Consider the following 21,877-nt stretch of genomic DNA (forward strand, 5'->3'; position numbering starts at 1 on the left):
GCCCGTCACGACCGGTGGTCGTGACGGGCGCTCGCACGGTATGACCGGCGGCGGCGGGCGATACCCACCCCCGTAGGCGTCGCCCGCTCGCGCCGCCGGTCCAAACAGGTGGCCACCGTCCCCCAACGGTGTTGTTCCACCCGTCCCCTGCGCCTCGCTCGGTGCACGGATCTGATCGATCCGCCGCTCCCCCGAACGTTTCCAAGCGTGGCGCGGTGCAATAAAGTTAGTTCGCCCGGTTTCCCGAAACAAGCCGGATGGGCTGTCTCGCCGATCACAGCGCCGGTGTCCCACCCCGGGCGTCGCCGCGCGGCCCCTCCTCCGTGGCCAACAGCGGATACCCGCCGACCATTCCGCCAAACACGTCAGGCGTCCTCCCGATCGGGCGACTCCGTCCGGAAGAAGTTGCTGGGCCGGCCGTCGCGGAGCTGCTCCTGGTAGATCAGGTTCAGCTTGCGCTCGTCGAACGTACGGAACCACTCGTCCCAGGTGATCTCGCGCATCCGGCGGCTCTCCCGGTAGCCCGGCATGTTGAAGGTGAGCACGCCGGCCCGGCCCTCCCGCTCGGTACCCGCGATCGTCGCCGGCTTCGCGCCGCGCTCCCGCGCCCAGCGCCGGATCACCTCGTGGTTGGTGGTGACCAGGCTGCGGCCGGGGCGCTCGGGCCGGTCGGCCGTCGAGGTGATCGGCTGCGACGAACGCACCGACCGCGAGGTGCTCCGCCCGGTACGGACGGGGGTCGCCCTGGTCGCCGTACCGCCGCCCGCCGGGCCCGTCCGCGCCGACGCGGTGGTCCTCGCCGCCGTGGTCTTCCGGGCCGCCGGCGCCGCCTTCCTCGCGGCGGCCGTCTTCTTCGCGGGCGTCGCCTTCTTCGCCGGGGCCGCCTTCCTCGCGGGGGCGGCCTTCGCCGCGGCCTTCTTGGCCGGGGCCTTCTTGGCCGGGGCCTTCTTCGCCGGGGCCTTCTTCGCCGGCGCGGTCTTGTTCGCGGCCTTCGCCCGGCTCGGGGCCGCCTTGCCCGCGGCCCGGCCCGTCGCCGCCTTCTTCGTGGCGGCGGCCCGGCCGGCCGACGCCTTCGCTCCCGCCGCGCGGCCGGCGGGCCCGGTGCTCCGCCGGGCGGCCCCACCCGACGGACGCTCCGCCCGCAGGGTCCGCGCCAGCGTCTTCACCAGTTCCGGCTTGCGCAGCGCCGAGATCCCGGAGACCCCGCGCCGGCGGAGCTGGCCCCGTATCTCGTCCACCTTCATCCGCGAGATCTCGGACTCGGAGATCCCCGGCGTGTTCGGGGTCTGGTTGCCCGCCTGCCGTTTCGTCCTGGTCGCAGTCCCGCCGCGACCTGAGCTGTTCCGCTGAGCCATGGGACGCTCACGCTCCTCGACAGTTGGTCCTCGGCGCGCGGCGGGTCCCAGTGCCGCACCGCGCGGTGCGGCATACCCGTCAGGACCGGTCCGAACCTCGCCCAGGGGCCCCCGACTACCCGGCGGCCCGCCCTGAGCCGGCGGCGGCGTCCGAGCCGGCATCGCCATCCGGGCCGTCGGTGGCGTCCGGACCGGCGGCGACGTCCGGGCCGGCGGCGGGGGACGGGCCGGCGGCGGGGGACGGCTCGAAGAGGTGCGCGAACGCCGCGAGGTTCGCGGTGGACTCGCCGCGCCTGACCCGCCACTCCCACTCGCGGCGGATCGAGCTGCCGAAGCCGATCTCCAGCATCGTGTCGAAGGACTCGTCGGAGTACGTCAGCACCGCGCCGAGCAGCCGGTCCAGCTCGTCGGCGTCGACGCCCGCCGGGTTGACCCGGCCCGTCAGGTAGACGTCGCCGACCGCGTCGATGGAGAAGGACACCCCGTACATCCGGGCGTTGCGCTGCAACAGCCAGGCCCACAGCTCCTCGCGCCGCTCGTCCGGCTGGCGCATCACGAACGCCTCGATCCGCAGCGCGTGCTCGCCGACGATCAGGTTGCAGACCGTCTTCAGCTTGTGGGTGCCCGGCAGCGTGACCGCGTACGAGCCCGGGCCGGTCCGCTCCCAGGCCAGCTCCCGCTCGTCGCAGACCGCCTCGATCAGGGACCCGAGATCACTCTTCGCGCTCATCGGACCCACTCTACGGCCGCCGCCGACCCGCCACCGGGTCGTGGCGGCCCGTCACCAGGAGCAGGACATGGCCGCGCCGCCGGCCAGCTCCGAGGCGAGCCGGGCGCGGTGGTCGCCGATCGTCTCGCCGTAGACGGCGAGCAGCCCCGAGGCCGTCCGGTGCCAGGAGAAACCGCGGGCATGCCGGGCCGCGCCCCGGGACAGCTCGGCCCGGCGGAGCCGGTCCGGCAGCAGCCGGCCGAGCGTACGGGCCCATTCGACCGGATCGTGGCCGTCGACCAGTACGCCGCTGACCTGGTCGCGGACCGCGGTCACCAGGCCGCCGACGGCGGCGGCCACGACCGGCGTGCCGCACGCCTGGGCCTCCAGGGCCACCAGGCCGAAGGACTCGTTGTGCGACGGTACGGCGACCAAATCCGCCGCCCGGTAGAGAGCGGGCAGGTCGTCGCCCGTCTGCGGCGGCAGGAACCGCACCCGGTCGGCGACCCCGAGCGAGCCGGCCAGTTCCATCAGGGCCGTCGGCCGGTCGAGGCCGCTGCCGCTGGGGCCCCCGCAGATCACCACGGTCAGCTCGTCGGCGAGCGCCGGGTCGCGCTCGCGCAGCGCCGCCGCCGCGCGGACGAGCACGTCGGGCGCCTTCAGCGGCTGGATCCGCCCGACGAAGGCCACCACGTACCCGGCCTCGGGCAGCCCCAGGCGGCGGCGGGCGGCGTGCCGGCCGCTCTCGGGGGCGGGGCGGAACCGGTCCAGGTCCACGCCGGGCTCGACCACCGTCACCTGGGCCGGGTCCGCGTCGTACCGGTCGATGAGGTCCCGGGCCTCGACGGCGGTGTTCGCGACGAGGCGGTCGGCCTCGGCGACCACCTGCTCCTCGCCGATGACGCGGGCCTTGGGCTCCGGCCGGTCCCCGGCGGCGAGCTGGGCGTTCTTGACCTTCGCCAGGGTGTGCGCGGTGTGCACCAGCGGCACCCCCCAGCGCTCCTTGGCCAACCAGCCGACCTGGCCGGAGAGCCAGTAGTGGGAGTGGATCAGGTCGTAGTGGCCCGGCGGGCGGGACGCCTCCGCGCGCAGCACGCCGGCCGTGAAGGCGCAGAGCTGGCCCGGCAGCTCCTCCTTGGTGAGCCCTTCGAGGGGGCCGGCGGTGACGTGCCGGACGTGCACCCCGGGCGCGGTCTCGACGACCGGGGGCAGGTCGCCGGAGGTGGCACGGGTGAAGATCTCCACCTCGACGTTCGCCTCCGCGAGCCGCCGCGCGATCTCCAGGATGTAGACGTTCATGCCGCCCGCGTCGCCCGTGCCCGGCTGGTGCAGGGGCGAGGTGTGCACCGAGAGCGTGGCGATCCGCCGGGGGCGGGGACACGGACGCGCACCGCGCTGACGACCGACACCGGTGTGCACTTCCGCCACGTCCGCTCCCTCTGTCACGGTTCAAGCCGTCCCGCACGCCCGGCGCTTTTCGGACAACGTCCTCGCCGGGTGTCATCTTCCCGATCCGGTCCCGGTGATGCGCGGCGACGACCTCCGGGCGTGACGGACCTCATCACCGGGCCGCTGCCGCCCGGCGCGGCGCCCGGGTGAGAATGGCCGGATGACCTCTGTCGCCGTCGTCACCGGAGCGTCCAGCGGGATCGGGGCGGCCACCGCCCGCCGGCTCGCCGCCGAGGGCTTCCACGTGCTCGCCGCCGCGCGGCGCACCGACCGGTTGGCCGCCCTGGTGGCCGAGATCGAGGCGGCGGGGGGCGCGGCCACCGCCGTGGCCTGCGACGTCACCTCCGACGAGTCGGTGGCCGGGCTCGCCGAGGCCGCGGCCGCCGCCCCGGGGCCGGTCACCCTGCTGGTCAACAACGCCGGCGGCGCGCGCGGGCTGGACCCGGTCGAGTCCGGGTCGGTCGGCGACTGGCAGTGGATGTACGACGTCAACGTGCTCGGCACGCTGCGGGTCACCCAGGCGCTGCTGCCCGCGCTGGAGGCGTCCGGGGCCGGCACCATCGTGATCGTCTCCTCCACCGCCGGCTTCACCGTCTACGAGGGCGGGGGTGGCTACACCGCCGCCAAGCACGCGCAGACGGCCGTCGCCGGCACGCTGCGCCTGGAGCTCTGCGGCCGGCCGGTCCGGGTGATCGAGATCGACCCCGGCATGGTCAAGACCGACGAGTTCGGGCTGGTGCGCTTCGACGGCGACACGGCGAAGGCCGAGGCGGTCTACGCCGGGGTCGCCGAACCGCTCGTCGCCGACGACGTGGCCGACTGCGTCGCCTGGTGCGCGACGCGCCCCCAGCACGTCAACGTCGACCGCCTCGTGGTGCGCCCGCTGGCGCAGGCCGCCCAGCACAAGGTGCACCGGGCCGGCTGACCCGGCGCGGACGATGGCGGGCACGGCGCGGCACCGGCCGCTCGGCGTAGCGACCCGGGGGACGACCAACCCCAACCGGCTCCGCCGGGTCGACAACTGGATCGTCGAGACCTGCGGCGGGACGCTGCGCGAGGCCGCCGACCCGCTGGTGGTCGACCTCGGCTACGGCGCCACCCCGGTCACCGCCGTCGAGCTGCGCGCCCGGCTGGCCGCCGGGGTCCGCGCCGACGTGCGGGTGGTCGGGCTGGAGATCGATCCGGTACGCGTGGCCGCCGCCCAGCCCGCCGCCGACCCGCCCCGGCTGACCTTCGCCCGGGGCGGCTTCGAGCTGGCCGGGCTGCGGCCCGCCCTGGTCCGCGCGTTCAACGTCCTGCGCCAGTACGACGAGCGCGACGTGGCCGACGCGTGGCGGACGATGACCGGCGCGCTGGCCCCGGGCGGGCTGCTGGTGGAGGGCACCTGCGACGAGCTTGGCCGGCTCGGCGGCTGGGTGCTGCTCGACGCGGACGGCCCCCGTACGCTCACCCTGGCCGCGAAGCTCACCACCCTCGGCACCCCGGCGGAGCTGGCCGAGCGCCTGCCCAAGGCGTTGATCCACCGCAACGTGCCCGGCGAGCGGATCCACCACCTGCTCGGGGCGCTGGACGACGCCTGGCACGCCGCCGCCGGCTACGCCCCGTTCGGCCCCCGCCAGCGCTGGCTACGCGCCGTCGCCGCCGTACGCGAGGCGGGCTGGCCGGTCCTCGACGGCCCCCGCCGCTGGCGCCACGGCGAACTGACCCTCCCCTGGCCCACCATCACCCCCACCTGACCGCTCCCCCCTCCCCTCCCCCTCCCCCTAGCTATCCGCGATCTTGCACTTTCGGCCCCCGAATAGCGTGATTTGTCCGTTACGCCGGGGCAGCAAGTGCAAGATCGCGGAGGTGGGGGCGCGGGGTGGGGGGCGCGGGGCGGCGGGGTTGGGGGCGGTGGGGGCGGGTGGGGGGGTTAGAGGGTGCAGTTGATTAGGACGGGTTCGGGGTGGAGGGTGACGCCGAAGCGGCGGTGGACGCCGTCGCGGATCTCCCGGGCCAGCTCGACCAGGGCGGCGGTGCTGGCGGTGCCGCCGCGGTTGGTCAGGGCGAGGGTGTGCTTGCTGGAGATGGCGGTGCCCTCAGGGCCGGGGTGGCCCTTGCCGAAGCCGGCCTTGTCGATCAGCCACGCCGCGCTGACCTTGACCATGTCGCCCGGGCAGGGCCAGGACGGCGGCTCCCCCAGCTCGGCGGCGCGCTCGCGCAGCAGCTCGTACGCGGCCGCGTCCAGCACGGGGTTGGTGAAGAACGAGCCGACCGAGCGGGTGTCGGGGTCGGCCGCGTCGAGCACCATGCCCTTGCCGGCGCGCAGCCGCAGCACGGTGGCCCGGGCCTCCGCCAGCGGCACCCGGCCCCCCACCTCGACGCCGAGCGCCCGGGCCAGCTCCGCGTAGCGCACCGGGCCGGACAGCGGCGAGCGGGTCAGCCGGAAGTCGACCGAGAGCACCACCCAGCGGTCGCTGTACTTGAAGATGCTGGACCGGTACGCGAAGCCGCAGTCGGCGGCGGCGATCCGCCCGACGGTCCCGTCGACCCGGTCGTGCACCTGGACGCCGGTGATGGTCTCGGCGACCTCCTGCCCGTACGCGCCGACGTTCTGGATCGGGGTGGCGCCGGTCGAGCCGGGAACGCCGGAGAGGCACTCCAGCCCGGACCAGCCGTTGGCCACGGTGGCGGCGACGAGGTCGTCCCAGGGCTCGCCGGCCTCGACGCGGACGGTGACCGTCTCGGCGTCCTCGGCGACGACCCGCAGGCCACGCGAGCGGACCAGGACCACGGTGCCCGGGAAGCCGGCGTCGCCGATCACGACGTTGCTGCCCCCGGCGAGGACCAGGACGGGCTCGTCGCGGTCGCCCGCCTCCCGCATCGCCCGGACGATCTCGTCGGCGTCGGTGCCGGCGACGACGCGGCCGGCCGGACCGCCCAGGCGCAATGTGGTGTATCGCGCCAGTTCGCACGTATCGGCGGGTTCGGCTCCGGTTGTCGGCTGGGCGTAGACGTCTGACACGCCTTTCACCCTAGGCTGAGGGGTAGCCGCGGCGCCCACTGGTGGCCCGGTCACCCCCGGGAGGATGGCGATGAGCAGACTGCACGGCACGAAGGACTTCTGGATCGGCGCGCTCCGGGCCGAGGGCCCGGCGTTCGCCGCGGCGGCGGCCGAGGCCCCGCCGGAGACACCGGTGCTGTCCTGTCCCGGCTGGACCGTCGCCGACCTGACGCTGCACCTGACCTCCATCTACCGCTGGGTGCACTCGTTCGCCGGCTCCGGCGCGGCCACCCCGTCGCCGGGGAGGTCCGAGCCGGTCGAGGCGGAGCCCGGCGTCGCCCCGCTCCAGCTCTGGCAGCAGGCGTACGACCAGCTGATGGTCCTCTTCGACACCCTCGACCCGGAGGCCCCGGCCTGGAACTGGGCGCCGCAGCCGAAGAAGGCGGGCTTCTGGCCGCGCCGGATGGCGCACGAGACCGCGGTGCACCGCTGGGACGCCCAGCTCGCGATCGCCGCCGGCGAGCCGGTCGAGGCGAAGCTCGCCGCCGACGGGGTGGGCGAGGTGCTGGACACGTGGCTGCCCGCCGGCCGCCGCCGCACCGCCGGCCAGTGGCACGGGGTCGTGCAGCTCTCGGCGGTCGACGCCGCCCAGCAGTGGTTCCTGCGGCTGCGCGGCGAGGGGGTGGCCCTGCTCGACACCGCCACCATCTTCGACCACGACGACCACCACGCCCGGGTCCAGGTCAGCGGCACGGCGAGCGACCTGCTGCTCGCGCTCTGGGGCCGGGTCAGCTTCGACACGCTCGACGTGGCCGGCGACCGCGCCCTGCTCGAGGGCCTCCGGGTCGGCTGAGCTACGCCGCGCGGAGCCGGGCCCCGAGGGCTTCGCGTAGTCGCACACACCGACGCCGACCGCACCCGGCGACACCTGCGGGCGCCGTACCGCCGACGACAGTGGCCGTCCCCGAGCGAGGGGGCGGCCACTGTCGTGAGCGCCCCGACGGACCCGGTCGGACGCGCCGCCCCCGTGCGACGGAGAGCGCTCTCTTGACACCGACCCCGCCAGCCCCCACCCTGTCGTGAGAGCGCTCTCTCAGCTCTGTTCCACCACCTTCCTCACCACCTCAGACGACCTGAGAGGGGTCCGAAAGCATGGGTGTCCTTCCGCGCCGCCGCCTGGCGGCGGTGGCTCTCGTCGCCGCCACCGCGCTGCTCGTCACCGCCGGCTGCGCCGGCGACGACGAACCCGCCGAGAACGGCCAGATCACGCTGACGGTCGACGTGTTCAGCCAGTTCGGCTACGAGGAGCTCTACAAGGAGTACATGGCCAGCCACCCCAACGTGAAGATCGTCGAACGGGGCACCGGCACCAACCTCGACGACTACTCGCCCAAGCTGACCCAGTGGCTCGCCGCCGGCAAGGGCGCGGGCGACGTCGTCGCCATCGAGGAGGGGCTGATGGTCGAGTACAAGGCCAACCCCGGCCACTTCGTCAACCTGCTCGACCACGGCGGGGCCGAGCTCCAGGGCAACTTCCTGGAGTGGAAGTGGGAGGGCGGCAAGACCAAGGACGGCAAGCTGATCGGCCTCGGCACCGACGTCGGCGGCATGGCGATGTGCTACCGCAAGGACCTGTTCGCCAAGGCGGGGCTGCCCACCGAGCGCGACGCCGTGTCGAAGCTCTGGCCGACGTGGCAGGACTACATCAGGGTCGGCGAGCAGTTCAAGGCGAAGAACACCGGGGCGGCCTTCCTCGACGCCGCCACCAACATCTTCAACACCATCGTGCTCCAGACCGCGGGCAACGCGCAGGGCTACCACTACTACGACACCAGCGACAACCTGGTGGTGGACAGCAACCCGGCCGTCCGCCAGGCGTGGGACACCACGATGGACATCATCGACTCCGGCCTCTCCGGCAGGTACGGCTCCTGGTCGGAGGAGTGGGTCTCGGCCTTCAAGCAGGCCAAGTTCGCCACCATCGCCTGCCCGGCGTGGATGACCGGCGTCATCGAGGGCAACGCCGGCGCGGAGGCCAAGGGCAAGTGGGACATCGCCCGGGTGCCCGGCAACGGCGGCAACTGGGGCGGGTCGTGGCTCGCCGTGCCCACCCAGAGCAAGCACCGCGCCGAGGCGATCGAGCTGGCGAAGTTCCTGACCAGCGCCAAGGGCCAGATCGGGGCGTTCAAGGCCAAGGGCCCGCTGCCCTCCTCGCCGCAGGCGCTGGCCGATCCCGCGATCGTCGACGCGAAGAACCCGTACTTCTCCGACGCCCCCGTCGGGCAGATCTTCGGCGAGGGCGCCAAGACCCTGAAGCCCGTCTACATGGGGCCGAAGAACCAGGCCGTACGCACCGAGGTCGAGAACGCCGTCCGGACGGTGGAGCTGGGCCAGCGCAAGCCCGACCAGGGCTGGACGGACGCGGTGAACAACGCGAAGAAGGCCGCCGCCAAGTAGCCCGAGCCGAGTGCGGGCGGGTGGGCGCCGGGGCGCCGGTCCCGCCCGCACCGTGGAAAGGAGTGTTCGGGCATGACCGTCCAGCTCGACGCGCGCCCGCCGGTCGCACCGGCGCCCCGCGCCGGCCGGCGTACGCGGGGGACGCGCCTCAGCCGCCTCGACACGCAGTTCTCGCCCTACCTGTTCATCGCCCCGTTCTTCGTGCTCTTCGCGGTGTTCGGGGTGTACCCGCTGGCCTACACCCTCTGGGTCTCGCTGCACGACTGGGACCTGCTGGGCAGCGACCACCCGTTCGTCGGCCTCGACAACTACAGCCGGCTGCTGGCCGACGCCGACTTCTGGCACGCGGTCGTCAACACCCTCGGCATCTTCGTCATCTCCACCGTCCCGCAGCTGCTGGCCGCGCTCTGGCTGGCGAACCTGCTCAACCGGCAACTGCGCGCCCGGACCACGTTCCGGATGGCGGTGCTGATCCCGAACATCACCTCGACCGCCGCCGTCGCGATCGTCTTCGGGGTGCTCTTCGGCCGCGACTTCGGCATGGTGAACTGGCTGCTGGACCTGGTCGGGATCGACGCGGTCGAGTGGAAGTCGAACCGGTTCGCCTCCTGGGTGGCCATCTCCGCCATGGTCGACTGGCGCTGGACCGGCTACAACGCCCTGATCTTCCTGGCCGCGATGCAGGCCATCCCGCGCGACCTCTACGAGTCGGCGGCCATCGACGGGGCCGGCCGGGCCCGGCAGTTCTGGTCGATCACCGTGCCGCTGCTCAGGCCGACGATCATCTTCACCGTCATCATCTCCACCATCGGCGGGCTCCAGCTCTTCACCGAGCCCCGGCTCTTCCACTCCGGGACCAACCCGATCCGGGGCGGACCGCTGCGGGAGTCGCAGACCGTGACCATGTACATGTTCGAGAACGCCTTCGCTCCGCACTACAACTTCGGGTACGGCTCGGCCGTGGCGTGGCTGCTCTTCGCGCTGATCGCGGTCGTCGCGGCGGTCAACGTGCTGCTCCTGCGCCGGCTCGGCGGGGGCGCGCGGCCCCCGAAGGCGGACGCGCGACCGAAGGAGGGACCACGATGACCCGCCTCTGGGCCGCCAGCCGGCTCACCTACGCCGCGCTGATCGCCGCCGGCGTCCTGTCGGTCTTCCCGATCTACTGGATGTTCGTGGTGGCGAGCCGCTCCAACGACGCGATGGGCCAGCTGCCGCCCCCGGTCACCCCCGGCGGCAACTTCGGCGCGAACGTCTCCCGGCTGCTCGGCAACACCGACGCGTACTTCGTGACCGGCCTGGTCAACTCGGCGATCGTGGCGTCCACGGTCACCGTCTCCGTGGTGTTCTTCTCCACCCTGGCCGGGTTCGCGTTCGCCAAGCTGCGGTTCCGGGGACGCAACGCTCTGCTCATGGTCATCATCGCGACGATGATGGTGCCGACCCAGCTCGGCGTCATCCCGCTCTACCTGCTGATGACCAGGCTGAACTGGAACGACCGGCTGCCGGCGGTGATCGTGCCGGCCCTGGTCACCGGGTTCGGGGTGTTCATGATGCGGCAGTACGCCGGCCAGGCCGTCAGCGACGAGCTGATCGAGGCGGCCCGGATCGACGGCTGCGGCACCGCGCGGATCTACTGGAACGTGGTGCTGCCGGCGCTGCGCCCGGCCGCCGCCGTGCTGGGGCTGCTCACGTTCATGACCACCTGGAACGACTTCCTGTGGCCGTACGCCGTCCTCAACGATCCGGAGAACCCGACCGTGCAGCTGGCGTTGCGCACCCTCTCCGACGGGTACTACACCGACATGTCCCAGGTGTTCACGGGGACGGCCATCGCCACCCTTCCGCTGCTCCTGGTCTTCGTCCTGTTCGGCCGCCAGATCATCGGCGGCATCATGGAAGGTGCGGTCAAGGCGTGAGCACTCTGCGATTCCCCGAGAACTTCGTCTGGGGCGCGGCCACCGCCGCGTACCAGATCGAGGGCGCGGCCACCGCCGACGGTCGCGGCCCGTCGATCTGGGACACCTTCAGCCGTACGCCGGGCAGGGTCCACCACGGGCACACCGGCGACGTCGCCTGCGACCACTACCACCGGTACGCCGACGACGTGGCGCTGATGGCGGAGCTCGGGCTGAAGGCGTACCGCTTCTCGGTGGCCTGGCCGCGGATCCAGCCGGACGGCAGCGGCCCGGTCAACCCGCGCGGCCTGGACTTCTACGACCGGCTGGTCGACGCGCTGCTGGCCCGGGGCATCGACCCGATCGTCACGCTCTACCACTGGGACCTGCCGCAGAACCTCCAGGACCGGGGCGGCTGGACCAGCCGGGAGACCGCCGAGCACTTCGCCACGTACGCCACCGCCGTGCACGCCCGGCTCGGCGACCGGGTGGGCACCTGGACCACGCTCAACGAGCCGTGGTGCTCGGCCTACCTGGGCTACGGCAACGGGGTGCACGCCCCCGGCGGGCGGGACGCGGGCGCGGCCTTCACCGCCGTACACCATCTGCTGCTCGGGCACGGGCTGGCGGCCCGCGCGCTGCGCGCGGCCGGCGCGGACACCGTCGGGATCACGGTCAACCCGGCCGACGTGCGCCCGGCCGACCCCGACAGCGCCGCCGACGCGGCGGCCGTGCGCCTGGTCGACGGCCTGCACAACCGGATCTTCCTCGACCCGCTGCTGCGGGCGGCCTACCCCGACGACGTGCTGGAGCACGTGGCCCGGATCGTCGAGCCGACGTTCGTCCGCGACGGCGACGAGAAGCTGATCGCCGCCCCGGTCGACCTGCTCGGGATCAACTACTACGCGCCCACCTACGTCGCCGGCCGGCCGGGCGGCGCGGGCGGCAGCGCGTACCCCGGCACGCGGGGCGCGGTGGAGTTCCTCCCGCCCGTCGGCCCGCTGACCGACATGGGCTGGATGATCGAGCCGGCGGGGCTGACCCGGCTGCTGGAGCGGATCGCCACCGACTACCCCGGCGTGCCGCTGATGGTCACCGAGAACGGGGCGGCGTTCCCCGACGACGCCGTCGCGGACGGCGCCGGGCAGGTCGTGGACGCCGACCGGATCGCCTACCTCGACGGGCACCTGCGCGCCGCGCACGAGGCGATCTCCCGGGGCGTGGACCTCCGGGGCTATCTCGTATGGTCGTTGATGGACAACTTCGAGTGGGCCGAGGGTTACCGCCGGCGGTTCGGGATCATCCACGTCGACTACCTGACCCAGCGACGCACACCGAAGTCCAGCGCCCGGTGGTACCAGGAGGTGATCTCCCGGAACGGGCTGTGACGAGGCGGTGAAAACGGGGATGACGACGGCGCAACGGCCGACGCTGGAGGCGGTGGCCCGGCGGGCGGGGGTCTCGCGGGCCACCGTCTCCCGGGTGGTGAACGGCTCCACGACCGTCGCCGAGCCGATCCGGGAGGCGGTCCGCCGGGCGGTGGCCGAGCTGGGATACGTGCCGAACCTGGCCGCCCGCAGCCTGGTCACCCAGCGGACCGACTCGATCGCCCTGGTGCTGCCGGAGGCCGCCACCCGGGTCTTCTCCGACGACCAGGTGTTCCCCGGCATCATCCGGGGCGCGGCACAGGAGCTGGAGGCGGCCGACAAGCAGCTCGTGCTGATGCTGGCCGGCTCCCCCGCCGGGCACGACCGGGTCGAGCGCTACACCACCGGGCGGCACGTCGACGGGGTGCTCTTCGCCTCGCTGCACGGCGAGGACCCGCTGCCCGGCCGGCTCGCCCGGCTGGGCATCCCGGTGGTGTGCAGCGGTCGCCCGCTCGACGGCGCGGAGGTGCCCTACGTCGACGTCGACCACGTCGGCGGGGTGACGCGGGCGGTCCGGCACCTGATCGAGGGCGGTCGCCGCCGGATCGCCACCATCGCCGGGCCGCAGGACATGGTGGCCGGCATCGAGCGGCTCACCGGCTACCGCGACACGGTCGCCGAGGCCGGCCTGCCGGCGCTGGTGGCGACCGGGGACTTCACCCGGGAGTCCGGGACGACGGCGATGCGTCAGCTCCTGGCGGCGCACCCCGACCTCGACGCGGTCTTCGCCGCCTCCGACCTGATGGCGCACGCCGCCCTGCGGGCGCTGCGCGAGGCGGGGCGGCGCGTGCCGGACGACGTGGCGGTGATCGGCTTCGACGACATCGAGACGGCGGCGTACACGGAACCGCCGCTGACCACCGTCCGCCAGCCGATCGTGGAACTCGGCCGGCGGATGACCCGGCTGCTGCTGCGGCTGGCCGACGGCGAGGCGATCGAGCCGGCCGTGGTGCTCCCCACCGAGCTGATCGTCCGCGAGTCGGCCTGAGGGGTGCGGGCGGGCGGCCTCCCGCGCGGGCGGGGCGCCCTTCCGCCCGGGCGGGGCGCCCGCCCCGCACCGCCGGCGGGCGGCGGGTTAATCCGTGGAGGCGTGGTGCCGGCGTCGGTAGCGTCGCGCGCGTGACCGTGAACCTGATCCGCGTACCCGCCCTCTCCGACGTCGCCGAATACGCGTACGCCGCCACGGTCGAGCCGCCGTCCCGGCTCGTCCTCACCGCCGGCTCCTGCCCGCTCGACGCCGAGGGGCGCACCGTCGCGCCCGGCGACCCGGTCGGCCAGGCCCGACAGGTGATGGCCAACCTGGAGACCGCCCTCGCGGCGGCCGGGGCCCGGCTCACCGATGTCGTCAAGACCACGGTGTACGTGGCGTCGTCCCGCCAGGCCGACCTCGTGGCCGTCTGGGAGGTGGTCCGGGACGCGTTCGGCGACCACGAGCCGCCCAGCACCCTGCTCGGGGTGGCCGTGCTCGGCTACGACGACCAGCTCGTCGAGGTCGAGGCCGTCGCCGCCGTACGCGGGGAGGGCTGACCCGTGCGGATCCGTACCGCCCGCCCCGACGACGCGCCCGCCGTGGTGGCGCTGCGCGCCCTCGTGCACCCCTACCTGGTGCGCGGCGTCGAGTCGACCCGCCGCATGATCGCCCAGCCCCCGCCCGAGGAGTAGTGGACCGCGTACGTCGTCGAGGTGGACGACGCGGTGGTCGGATGGGCGTCGGCCTACCGCAACGACCAGACCTCGGAGCCCGACGTCGGCGAGGTCTCCACGCTGCACGTGCACCCGGAGCACCGGGGCCGGGGCGCCGGCACCGCGCTGCTGACCGCCGCGCTGGGGCACCTGCGGGAGATCGGGGCGCGCCGGGTGCGCACCTGGGCGCTGCCGGAGTCGCTGCCGTTCGCCCGCCGGCACGGCTTCACGCCGAGCCGGGAGCTGCGCCACTCCGGGCTGGACCTGCGGCCGGCCCCGCCGATGCCGGAGCCGCCGCCCGGCGTACGGCTGCTGCCGCTGACCGACGTCGACCCGCACCGGGTCTACCTGGCCGAGACGGCGGCGGCGGCCGACGAGCCCGGGGACGTGCCCTCCGACGCGATCAGCTACGCGCGTTGGCGCTCCGAGACCTGGGAGAACCTGGGCCTGGACCGCGCGGCCAGCACGGCGGCCGAGACCGGCGGCGAGGTGGTGGCCCTGAGCCTCGTCATCCGCGACGGCGACCGGATGTGGTCGGACTACACCGCCACGGTCCCGGAGCACCGGGGGCGCGGGCTGGCCCGGCTGGCCAAGACGGCGGCCCTGCACCGCGCCACCGCCAACGGGGTACGCGTCGCCTACACCTCGAACGACGAGGCGAACGCGCCGATGCTGGCGATCAACGTCGGGCTCGGCTACCGCCCGGTCGGCTCGAGCTGGTCCTGCCTGCGCGAGCTCTCCTGACCGCCCGGTCGGCTCGAGCTGGTCCTGCCTGCGCGAGCTCTCCTGACCGCCCCGGTCGACGACGAGCAGGTCCTGCCTGCGCGAGCCTCCCGACGGCCCCGGTCAGCCGGCGTCGTACACCCGCTGCGCGACCGACAGCGTCCCGGCACCGAAGAGCACCAGCCGGGCCTCGGTGACGTGCGCCGGGGCCGCCGGGCGGAGCACCGACAGGGCCTGCCGCACGGCGTCCTCGACCGGCCAGCCGTAGACGCCGGCCGAGACCAGCGGAAACGCCACGCCGGCCGCGCCCAGCTCGTCGGCGACCCGCAGGCTGTTGGCGTAGCAGTCGCGCAGCAGCGCCGAGCGGTCCTCGGTGGCCGACCAGACCGGCCCGACGGTGTGCACCACCCACCGGGCCGGCAGGTTGCCGGCGGTGGTGGCCACCGCCTGGCCGGTCCGCAGGCCGCGACCGTACCGGGAGGCGCGCAGCGCCCGGCACTCGTCCAGGATGGCCGGGCCGCCCCGCCGGTGGATCGCGCCGTCCACTCCCCCGCCGCCGAGCAGCGACGAGTTCGCGGCGTTGACGATCACGTCCACCCGCTGCGTGGTGATGTCCCCCTCGACCAGCGTGACCCGCACGTCAGCCCTCCGTGACGGACTGGCCGAGCGAGCGGCGGGCCAGCAGGGTCGCCCCGGCGACGGCGGCCGGCATGACCAGCACCGCGCCGAGCGGGATCAGGAAGCAGACGAAGACGGCCACCCCGAAGCCGAGCGTGACGGGCCGGTCCGCCTTCAGGTGCGCCCGCCGGTCCGGCAGGCGCATCCCGCGCCGGTAGAAGGGAGCGCCGACCAGCTCCACGGCGAGCAGCCAGCCGCCCACCGCCGCGCCGATCACGGGCACCACGGTCTGGCCGACCACCGGGACGAAGCCGGCGGCGAAGAGCGGGATGCCGAAGAGGACCGACAGGCCCACCAGGCGTACCGAGTCGGCGAGGCTGCGCCGCAGCGACGGCCAGAACGCCACGTCGACCGCGCCGGGCGTGCCGCCCAGCCGCTCCTCCACCCGTTCGGAGATCTTCTCGTAGAACGGGTCGCCGATGACCAGGGTGACCGCGGTGAAGCTGACGACGGCGAGCAGGCCGCCGAGCCCGAGGAGGGCCAGCCCGGCGACCACCCGGGCCAGGCCGCGCCAGGTGGCCGACCAGTCGTCGGCGAACGGCGTCACCAGCGCGGCCAGGTCGTCGACGAAGTACGCCAGGGTGGCGAACGCGGCCACGAAGAGCGCGCCGGAGATCAGCGCCGGCACGACGCCCAGCAGCATCAGCCCGGGGCTGCGGACGTAGAGGCCGAGGCCGCGCAGGAGCAGGCCCACACCGGTGAGGAACCGGCCGACGACGCCGGTCACGGGAGCGACGGTACGGGGTGCGTTCACGACCGCAGAGCCTAGTGGCCGTGCCGGACCGGCGCCGGGAGGCGGCCGAGGGCGGCCGGGCGGGCAGCGGCAGGATGGACGGGTGCGGGCGGCCAGGTTGATCTCGTTGGTGTTGCTGCTCCAGGCGCGGGGGACGATGACCGCGGCGGAGCTGGCGCGGGAGCTGGAGGTCTCGGAACGCACCGTCTACCGGGACGTCATGGCCCTCTCGGCCGCCGGCGTCCCGGTCTACGCCGACCGTGGGCGCGCCGGCGGGTACCGGCTGGTCGGCGGCTACCGCACCCGGTTGACCGGGCTGACCCGGGACGAGGCGGAGGCGCTCTTCCTGGCCGGCCTGCGCGGCCCGGCGGGCGACATGGGGCTCGCCGACGCGGTGGCCTCGGCCGAGCTGAAGGTGCTGGCCGCGCTGCCGCCCGCGCTGCGCGACGCGCCGGCCCGCACCGGGCAGCGGTTCCACCTGGACGTGCCCGGCTGGTTCCGGGAGGCGGGGCCGCCGCCGTGGCTGACCGAGCTGGCCGGGGCGGTCTGGCGGGACCGGGTGGTCGAGCTGCGCTACCGGCGCGGCGACCGCGAGGTGACGCGCACCGTGCGGCCGTACGGGCTCGTGCTCAAGAACGGGGTCTGGTATCTCGTCGGCCGGGTCGGCGACGACACCCGCACGTACCGGGTGGACCGGGTGACCGGCGTCGAGGTCGGCGCGGAGACGTTCGACCGGGACGAGGGCTTCGACCTGGCCCGATACTGGCGGGAGCAGGCCGAGGCGTTCCTGCGGGACATGCTCCGGGCCCGGGTGACGGTCCGGCTGAGCCCCGCCGGCCTGCGCCAGCTCCGGCACCTGGTCGACGCCCCCTTCGTGTACGACGAGGCGCTCGCCGCCGCCGACGGCCCCGACGGGCAGGGCCGGATGGTGCTCCGGCTGCCCGTCGAGTCCGCCGACGTGGCGTACCAGCAGTTGCTCGGGCTCGGCCCCGAGGCGGAGGTGCTCGACCCGTCCGAGCTGCGGGCGCGGCTGGCCGAGGCGGCCCGACGGTCAGCCGAGCTCTACGCCACGCCGCCCCCGCCCGGGCGGGACGCCTCCGCTCAGCGGTAGCCGGTGACGTCGGCCGGCTTGCCCGGGTCCTGCACCTCGACCATGTACCGCCAGGCGTCCGGCCGGCTGCCGTCGACGTCGGTGAAGCCGTACACCCTGGCCAGCTCGCCGCTGGACACGGACCGCCCGTTCCAGCGGGCCCGGTCCTCGTCGGCGGCCAGGGCGGCCACGGCCCGCCCGACGAAGGCGGGCGACTCGGAGATGGCGAAGTGCGGCTCCCGGTCGAGCGCGTCCCGCCAGTTCTCCTCGGTGACGCCGAAGTGCTCCAGCATCGCCTCCGAACGCAGCCAGCCCGGGGTGAGCGCGACGGCGGTGCACCCGTGCGGCGCCAGCTCGTGCGCCCAGTTGAAGGCGAGCCGGTTGACCGAGACCTTGGCCAGGTCGTAGAAGACCGAGAGCCGGCGGGTCGTGTCGTTGTACTCCCGGGTGCCGTCGCCGACCTCGATCACCAGCCCGCCGGGGCGGCGGACCAGCAGCGGCAGCGCGAAGTGGCTGGTGACGATGTGCGTGTCGACCGCCAGCCGCAGGACGCGGAACCCGGCGTCCAGCGGCTGCTCCCAGACCGGCTTCTCCCAGGTGGTCAGCGGGTCGCCGCCCCAGATGTCGTTCACCAGCACGTCGAGCCGGCCCTGCTCGGCGTCGATCCGGGCCACCAGGTCGCGGACCTGCTCCGGCACGAGGTGGTCGACCCGGACGGCGATGCCGGTGCCACCGGCCTCGGTGACCAGCTCGGCGGTCTCCTCGATGGTCTCCGGCCGGCCCATCTCGGAGCGGCCGGCCCGGCTGCTGCGACCGGTCGCGTAGACGGTGGCGCCGGCCGCGCCCAACTGGACGGCGATCTGCCGGCCGGCGCCCCGTGTCGCCCCGGCGACGAGCGCGATCCTGCCTGCCAACGGTTTCGTCATACGGCGAGCCTGGCAGCGATACCTGACAACGGAAGTCCGGTTTCGCGCGGCGATGCGATGCGTCATGCTCGCCCGCATGCACCTGCTGCTCTCCGGCGTCGTCGGTTCGGTCGCGTACGGGCTGGCCGGCGCGGGCTCCGACGTCGACCGGATCGGCGTCTTCGCCGCGCCCACCGTCGCCTTCCACGGCCTGCGCCCGCCCCGCGAGTCGGTGGTGACCACCGACCCGGACATCACCCTGCACGAGGCCGCGAAGTGGTGCCGGCTCGCGCTGGGCGGCAACCCGACCGCCACCGAGCTGGCCTGGCTGCCGGACGACTGCTACGAGACGCGTACCGAGTTCGGCGACCGGCTGATCGGCATCCGCTCGGCGTTCCTCAGCGCGCCGCGCGTCCGCGCCGCCTACCTCGGCTACGCCGGCCAGCAGTTCCGCAAGCTGGAGTCCCGGGGCGACGGTACGTTCTCGGCCGACACCCGGCGGCGTACCGCCAAGCACGCCCGGCACCTGGCCCGGCTCGTGCACCAGGGCCGGCTGCTCCACGCCACCGGCGTGCTGGAGATCCGGCTCGCCGACCCGGAGTGGTTCCGGGCGTTCGGCGAGCGGGTGGCCGGCGGCGACCTGGGCGAGGCGCGCGCGCTGCTCGCCGAGGCGGAACGCGACTTCGACCGCACCCGCTCCCCGCTGCCGGACCGCCCGGACGAGGCCACCGCGGAACGCTGGCTGCTCGACGTCCGCGCCGCCCACCTGCCGCCCGCGTCCACCAACCGGTGACCCGGCCAGGCGGCCAGGGCGGCTTCTCGGCGCGAAGGCTCGACCGCCACACAGCCAAGATCCCCGCAACTTCCCGGAAGTAGTCCCCTCCGCCCGCGCGGAAGCCCACTCTTTCCCGGAAGTAGTCCCCTCCGCCCACGCGGAAGCCCACTCTCCGGAAGGAGTCCGGATGCCGCGAAGCGGGCGGACGCCCCCGTCGGGGCGGGTCAGCCGTTGAGGAAGTCGGATATGCGGCCGCGCAGGTCGGCGCGGTCGCTCCAGAGGACGCCGGGCCGGTCGTACACGTGCAGGGTGGCCCGGGGCAGCGCGGCCGCGAGCTGCTCGGCGACCTCGGCCGGATGCAGGTCGTCGCCGACGCAGCCGATCACCAGCGCGGGCGCGGTGACCGCGGCCAGCGACGTGGCGTCGCGCAGCGGCGCCTGCTCGGGCAGGCTGGCCAGCCCGGGGGCGAGCCCGTCGCGGAGGAGCTGGTCGAGCCGCTGCCGCAGGTAGGCCCAGCCGGCGGGGGTGTTGCGTACGGCCGGCGGCAGCTCGGCCTGGACCACGTCGGCGACGGCGGAGGCGTCGCCGCTCTCCACCGCGTCGAACAACGCGGTCAGCCGGGCCCGGGCGACCTCGCCGCGCGGCTGGTCCAGCACGGCGGGCAGGAAGAAGACCAGCCGCTCGAAGCGCTCGGGGCTCTCGGCGAGCAGCCGGCACAGCGCGCCCGCCCCGAGGCTGGCGCCGAAGGCCCGGGTGGCGCCGCCCAGATCGGCGACCGCGCGCAGGTCGCGGGCGAGGTCGAGATAGCTCCACGGGCCGGGCGGCGCGTCGGAGCGGCCGTGCCCCCGGAACTGGAAGAAGAGCTTGCGACCGGTCACCCCGCTGCCGAACGGCCGGGTCGTGGCGATGCCGTTGCCCAGCCCGTGGGCGAACACCGTGACCGGGTCACCCACCCCCGTGACGAGCTGCTCCAGCCCTACGCCGTGCGGCGTGGCGACCAGCTCGGTCTCCGGCTCGGGCAGGGCCGGCCGGCCGGTGCGCGGGGCGCCCGGTCCCGGGCCCCAGGTGCGGGGCCCGCCGTCCGGCGGGGGCGGCCAGCGGAAACCTCTCACCAGGACCCTCTGCCGTCGCTCAGGTCGCGCAGGCCGACCCGGACGTCGAGCAGGTAGATGAGGCCCGCCGCGATGCCGATCAGGCCGAACAGGCTGATCGGGCCGAAGCCGAGCAGGGTCAGCACCAGGCAGACGGCCAGGATGGCGATCCAGCCGCCCTTGGGCAGGGTGCCGATGGCGGCGAAGGCGTCGGAGCGCTGGGTGATGGCGTGCACCAGGGCGACGCCCTGCACTATCAACGCGAAGACGAGCAGGATCAGCTCGATCACGTAGCGGACTTCGAAGGCGAAGAGCGGCGCGGCGTGGGCCATGACGGCAAGCTTATGCCGGCGACCCCGGAAACGTCCGACAGGACGCCTCCGGGGTCGCCGGCGCAGCGGGACTACTCGGCGGCCGGGCGGGTCCGCTTGGTGGCCCGGGGCAGCTTCGCCGACGGGGTGGCGGCCGGCTTGGCGGCGGCCTTGGTGGCCCGGGGGGCCCGGGTCGCCTTCTTCGCGGCGGCCGGCTTGGCCTCCACGATCTCGGCCACGTCGGCCGGGCTCGGGACCTCGGCGGTGACCGGGGCCGACGCCTCGGCGGTGACCGGGGTCGCCGGCTGGGCCGGCGCGGTGGCGGCCGGCTGGGCCGGCGCGGCGGCGGTCGGCTGGGCCGGCGCGGCGGCGGTCGGCTGGGCCGGCACGGTGGCGGTCGGCTCGGTCTCGGCCTCGGTGGCCTCGATGTCGGCGTTCACCGTCTCGGCGGCCTCCAGCACGCCGGCGCCGACCACCCGCTCGCCCCGGGCGACCAGGGCGACGTACGCGGCCTGCGCCCGCTCCTGCGCGGCGTGCGCGCCGGCGACCACGACGGCGGCGTTGCGGATCGCCGCCTCGCGCAGCTTGTCCAGGTCGGCCGCCTCGCGCAGCTTGTTGAGGTCGGCGACCTCACGCAGCTTGTCCAGGTCGGCGACCTCACGCAGCTTGTTGAGGTCGGCGGCCTCGCGCAGGCGCTTCAGGTCGAGGTCGGCCGGAACAGCCTTCTCCCGCAGGCCACTGGCGGTCAGGTTCGCCGTGCGCAGCGTCTCGTTGGCCTTCTGGCGCAGCTCGACGCCGGTGACGACGGCCTTGCCGCCAAACTCGGCGACGAACCTGGTGCCGAGGCCGCTCACCACGGCGGGGAGCTTGCGGAGCTGCTCGAGAGCCAGCTCGCCGGCACCGGCGGCGGCGTAGATCGGGGCCGGGATGCGTTGGGTCTTCGGCTGGGTCATCACTTCTCCTCCTCGGCCGCGTCGGCGGCCTTCCGGACCGCCTCGGCGGCCTTCTTCGCGGGGGTGTCGGTCGGAGCGGGGGCGGGGCCGGCCTCGGTGACGGCCACCGACTCGAGGACCGCCTCGGTCGGGGTGCCCGCCGGCGTGGTGGGTCCGGTCGCGGCGGCGCTGGCCAGGTCCGCCGCCTCGGCGGCCGACGGCGCGCCCGCGCCGGAGCCGCTCGGCGTGACACCCGGGCCGGTGTCGTCCCCGGTGGCGTCGGCGGCCTGCCCGGTCGCCTCCGCGAGCCGCGCGTTCTCACGCCGGAACGTCTCGTAGATCTGGGTGAGCGACTGCTTCTGCGCCATCGTCAGTTCGGGGTCGACCGCGATGGCCGCCAGCACTCCCTGCCCCTCCCTGTCGTCGAGCAGGCCGGCGCGCAGGTACATCGCCGGGGTGGAGACCCGCAGCGCGCTGGCGAGCTGCTGGAGCACCTCCGCGCTCGGCTTGCGCAGGCCGCGCTCGATCTGGCTGAGGTACGGGTTGCTGACCCCCGCCTGCTCGGCGAGCTGCCGGAGCGAGATCTTCGCGTTGCGGCGCAGGTCGCGAATGAACCCGCCGACGTCGGGAAGGTCCTTACCAGTGGCCATGACTCGACGCTAACACCCCTGCTAACTTTTG

22 protein-coding genes and 1 pseudogene are annotated in these 21,877 nt (G+C 74.5%); 12 read left to right on the top strand and 11 right to left on the bottom strand.

What is annotated here, in order from left to right; translation table 11 throughout:
• Positions 1-365 precede the first annotated feature (365 nt).
• The 3 genes from ACWENR_RS01650 to mshA all read right to left on the bottom strand — a co-directional run bounded on the left by ACWENR_RS01650 (position 366) and on the right by mshA (position 3,492).
• A complete protein-coding gene (locus ACWENR_RS01650; RefSeq protein ID WP_452275226.1) occupies positions 366-1,244 on the bottom strand; it encodes a hypothetical protein in 879 nt (292 codons plus the stop codon).
• Positions 1,245-1,470: 226 nt separating this feature from the next.
• Positions 1,471-2,085: a YbjN domain-containing protein gene (locus ACWENR_RS01655; RefSeq protein WP_452275148.1), complete on the bottom strand. Its 615-nt coding sequence runs from the start codon at positions 2,083-2,085 to the stop codon at positions 1,471-1,473.
• Between the two features lie 51 nt (positions 2,086-2,136).
• A complete protein-coding gene (gene mshA / locus ACWENR_RS01660) occupies positions 2,137-3,492 on the bottom strand; it encodes a D-inositol-3-phosphate glycosyltransferase (RefSeq protein WP_452275149.1) in 1,356 nt (451 codons plus the stop codon).
• Between the two features lie 181 nt (positions 3,493-3,673).
• Between mshA and ACWENR_RS01665 the strand changes: the two genes are divergently transcribed.
• Both ACWENR_RS01665 and ACWENR_RS01670 read left to right on the top strand, forming a co-directional pair.
• Entirely contained in the window at positions 3,674-4,438 is a 765-nt protein-coding gene (locus ACWENR_RS01665) for an SDR family NAD(P)-dependent oxidoreductase (protein ID WP_452275150.1), read from the top strand.
• A gap of 13 nt (positions 4,439-4,451) precedes the next feature.
• Positions 4,452-5,249: a class I SAM-dependent methyltransferase gene (locus tag ACWENR_RS01670; RefSeq protein ID WP_452275151.1), complete on the top strand. Its 798-nt coding sequence runs from the start codon at positions 4,452-4,454 to the stop codon at positions 5,247-5,249.
• 176 nt (positions 5,250-5,425) lie between these two features.
• On the opposite strand, the gene ACWENR_RS01675 is transcribed toward ACWENR_RS01670, so the two are convergent.
• Positions 5,426-6,517: a UDP-N-acetylmuramate dehydrogenase gene (locus ACWENR_RS01675; RefSeq protein ID WP_452275152.1), complete on the bottom strand. Its 1,092-nt coding sequence runs from the start codon at positions 6,515-6,517 to the stop codon at positions 5,426-5,428.
• Between the two features lie 70 nt (positions 6,518-6,587).
• Between ACWENR_RS01675 and ACWENR_RS01680 the strand changes: the two genes are divergently transcribed.
• The 8 genes and pseudogenes from ACWENR_RS01680 to ACWENR_RS01715 all read left to right on the top strand — a co-directional run bounded on the left by ACWENR_RS01680 (position 6,588) and on the right by ACWENR_RS01715 (position 14,702).
• Positions 6,588-7,349, top strand: a complete 762-nt coding sequence (locus ACWENR_RS01680; protein WP_452275153.1) for a maleylpyruvate isomerase family mycothiol-dependent enzyme — start codon at positions 6,588-6,590, stop codon at positions 7,347-7,349.
• 299 nt (positions 7,350-7,648) lie between these two features.
• Complete coding sequence (locus ACWENR_RS01685) at positions 7,649-8,953, top strand: ABC transporter substrate-binding protein (protein ID WP_452275154.1); 1,305 nt, start codon at positions 7,649-7,651, stop codon at positions 8,951-8,953.
• 72 nt (positions 8,954-9,025) lie between these two features.
• Complete coding sequence (locus ACWENR_RS01690) at positions 9,026-10,039, top strand: carbohydrate ABC transporter permease (protein ID WP_452275155.1); 1,014 nt, start codon at positions 9,026-9,028, stop codon at positions 10,037-10,039.
• Positions 10,036-10,869, top strand: a complete 834-nt coding sequence (locus ACWENR_RS01695; protein ID WP_452275156.1) for a carbohydrate ABC transporter permease — start codon at positions 10,036-10,038, stop codon at positions 10,867-10,869. Before ACWENR_RS01690 ends, ACWENR_RS01695 begins: the two co-directional genes overlap by 4 nt.
• On the top strand, positions 10,866-12,236 hold the full coding sequence (locus tag ACWENR_RS01700) for a GH1 family beta-glucosidase (RefSeq protein WP_452275157.1): 1,371 nt from the start codon (positions 10,866-10,868) through the stop codon (positions 12,234-12,236). The genes ACWENR_RS01695 and ACWENR_RS01700 overlap by 4 nt, the downstream gene beginning before the upstream one ends.
• 19 nt (positions 12,237-12,255) lie before the next feature.
• A complete protein-coding gene (locus ACWENR_RS01705; RefSeq protein ID WP_452275158.1) occupies positions 12,256-13,263 on the top strand; it encodes a LacI family DNA-binding transcriptional regulator in 1,008 nt (335 codons plus the stop codon).
• 137 nt (positions 13,264-13,400) lie between these two features.
• On the top strand, positions 13,401-13,802 hold the full coding sequence (locus tag ACWENR_RS01710) for a RidA family protein (protein WP_452275227.1): 402 nt from the start codon (positions 13,401-13,403) through the stop codon (positions 13,800-13,802).
• 3 nt (positions 13,803-13,805) lie between these two features.
• Positions 13,806-14,702: pseudogene (locus ACWENR_RS01715) on the top strand (GNAT family N-acetyltransferase).
• A 102-nt stretch (positions 14,703-14,804) separates the two neighbouring features.
• On the opposite strand, the gene ACWENR_RS01720 reads toward ACWENR_RS01715, so the two are convergent.
• Together ACWENR_RS01720 and ACWENR_RS01725 are read right to left on the bottom strand one after the other, a co-directional pair.
• On the bottom strand, positions 14,805-15,320 hold the full coding sequence (locus tag ACWENR_RS01720) for an O-acetyl-ADP-ribose deacetylase (RefSeq protein WP_452275159.1): 516 nt from the start codon (positions 15,318-15,320) through the stop codon (positions 14,805-14,807).
• A 1-nt stretch (position 15,321) separates the two neighbouring features.
• Positions 15,322-16,113 (bottom strand): EI24 domain-containing protein, encoded by a 792-nt coding sequence (locus tag ACWENR_RS01725; RefSeq protein ID WP_452275160.1) that lies wholly within the window; start codon positions 16,111-16,113, stop codon positions 15,322-15,324.
• A gap of 82 nt (positions 16,114-16,195) precedes the next feature.
• Here ACWENR_RS01725 and ACWENR_RS01730 point away from each other — a divergent pair, with 82 nt between their 5' ends.
• Entirely contained in the window at positions 16,196-17,203 is a 1,008-nt protein-coding gene (locus tag ACWENR_RS01730; protein ID WP_452275161.1) for a helix-turn-helix transcriptional regulator, read from the top strand.
• On the opposite strand, the gene ACWENR_RS01735 is transcribed toward ACWENR_RS01730, so the two are convergent.
• On the bottom strand, positions 17,194-18,108 hold the full coding sequence (locus tag ACWENR_RS01735) for an SDR family oxidoreductase (RefSeq protein ID WP_452275162.1): 915 nt from the start codon (positions 18,106-18,108) through the stop codon (positions 17,194-17,196). The two genes, ACWENR_RS01730 and ACWENR_RS01735, sit on opposite strands and share 10 nt — an antisense overlap.
• A gap of 76 nt (positions 18,109-18,184) precedes the next feature.
• Here ACWENR_RS01735 and ACWENR_RS01740 point away from each other — a divergent pair, with 76 nt between their 5' ends.
• Positions 18,185-18,880 (top strand): nucleotidyltransferase domain-containing protein, encoded by a 696-nt coding sequence (locus tag ACWENR_RS01740; RefSeq protein WP_452275228.1) that lies wholly within the window; start codon positions 18,185-18,187, stop codon positions 18,878-18,880.
• A gap of 206 nt (positions 18,881-19,086) precedes the next feature.
• On the opposite strand, the gene ACWENR_RS01745 is transcribed toward ACWENR_RS01740, so the two are convergent.
• The 4 genes from ACWENR_RS01745 to ACWENR_RS01760 all read right to left on the bottom strand — a co-directional run bounded on the left by ACWENR_RS01745 (position 19,087) and on the right by ACWENR_RS01760 (position 21,846).
• Positions 19,087-19,974, bottom strand: coding sequence for an alpha/beta fold hydrolase (locus ACWENR_RS01745; protein ID WP_452275163.1), 888 nt, complete (start codon positions 19,972-19,974; stop codon positions 19,087-19,089).
• Positions 19,971-20,285, bottom strand: a complete 315-nt coding sequence (locus ACWENR_RS01750; RefSeq protein ID WP_452275164.1) for a DUF2516 family protein — start codon at positions 20,283-20,285, stop codon at positions 19,971-19,973. The genes ACWENR_RS01745 and ACWENR_RS01750 overlap by 4 nt, the downstream gene beginning before the upstream one ends.
• A gap of 71 nt (positions 20,286-20,356) precedes the next feature.
• Complete coding sequence (locus ACWENR_RS01755) at positions 20,357-21,217, bottom strand: hypothetical protein (protein WP_452275165.1); 861 nt, start codon at positions 21,215-21,217, stop codon at positions 20,357-20,359.
• Entirely contained in the window at positions 21,217-21,846 is a 630-nt protein-coding gene (locus ACWENR_RS01760; protein WP_452275166.1) for a helix-turn-helix domain-containing protein, read from the bottom strand. Before ACWENR_RS01760 ends, ACWENR_RS01755 begins: the two co-directional genes overlap by 1 nt.
• Positions 21,847-21,877 lie beyond the last annotated feature (31 nt).

Source organism: Micromonospora sp. NPDC004336 (genome assembly GCF_053602615.1).

What these genes read in the sequence shown, in the direction of transcription:
- ACWENR_RS01755 (WP_452275165.1), bottom strand. Translation starts at nt 21,217, where the DNA reads ATGACCCAGCCGAAGACCCAACGCATCCCGGCCCCGATCTACGCCGCC.
- ACWENR_RS01740 (WP_452275228.1), top strand. Translation starts at nt 18,185, where the DNA reads ATGCACCTGCTGCTCTCCGGCGTCGTCGGTTCGGTCGCGTACGGGCTG.
- ACWENR_RS01705 (WP_452275158.1), top strand. Translation starts at nt 12,256, where the DNA reads ATGACGACGGCGCAACGGCCGACGCTGGAGGCGGTGGCCCGGCGGGCG.
- ACWENR_RS01670 (WP_452275151.1), top strand. Translation starts at nt 4,452, where the DNA reads ATGGCGGGCACGGCGCGGCACCGGCCGCTCGGCGTAGCGACCCGGGGG.
- ACWENR_RS01760 (WP_452275166.1), bottom strand. Translation starts at nt 21,846, where the DNA reads ATGGCCACTGGTAAGGACCTTCCCGACGTCGGCGGGTTCATTCGCGAC.
- ACWENR_RS01695 (WP_452275156.1), top strand. Translation starts at nt 10,036, where the DNA reads ATGACCCGCCTCTGGGCCGCCAGCCGGCTCACCTACGCCGCGCTGATC.
- ACWENR_RS01690 (WP_452275155.1), top strand. Translation starts at nt 9,026, where the DNA reads ATGACCGTCCAGCTCGACGCGCGCCCGCCGGTCGCACCGGCGCCCCGC.
- ACWENR_RS01680 (WP_452275153.1), top strand. Translation starts at nt 6,588, where the DNA reads ATGAGCAGACTGCACGGCACGAAGGACTTCTGGATCGGCGCGCTCCGG.
- ACWENR_RS01650 (WP_452275226.1), bottom strand. Translation starts at nt 1,244, where the DNA reads ATGAAGGTGGACGAGATACGGGGCCAGCTCCGCCGGCGCGGGGTCTCC.
- ACWENR_RS01665 (WP_452275150.1), top strand. Translation starts at nt 3,674, where the DNA reads ATGACCTCTGTCGCCGTCGTCACCGGAGCGTCCAGCGGGATCGGGGCG.
- ACWENR_RS01750 (WP_452275164.1), bottom strand. Translation starts at nt 20,285, where the DNA reads ATGGCCCACGCCGCGCCGCTCTTCGCCTTCGAAGTCCGCTACGTGATC.
- ACWENR_RS01685 (WP_452275154.1), top strand. Translation starts at nt 7,649, where the DNA reads ATGGGTGTCCTTCCGCGCCGCCGCCTGGCGGCGGTGGCTCTCGTCGCC.
- ACWENR_RS01735 (WP_452275162.1), bottom strand. Translation starts at nt 18,108, where the DNA reads ATGACGAAACCGTTGGCAGGCAGGATCGCGCTCGTCGCCGGGGCGACA.
- ACWENR_RS01655 (WP_452275148.1), bottom strand. Translation starts at nt 2,085, where the DNA reads ATGAGCGCGAAGAGTGATCTCGGGTCCCTGATCGAGGCGGTCTGCGAC.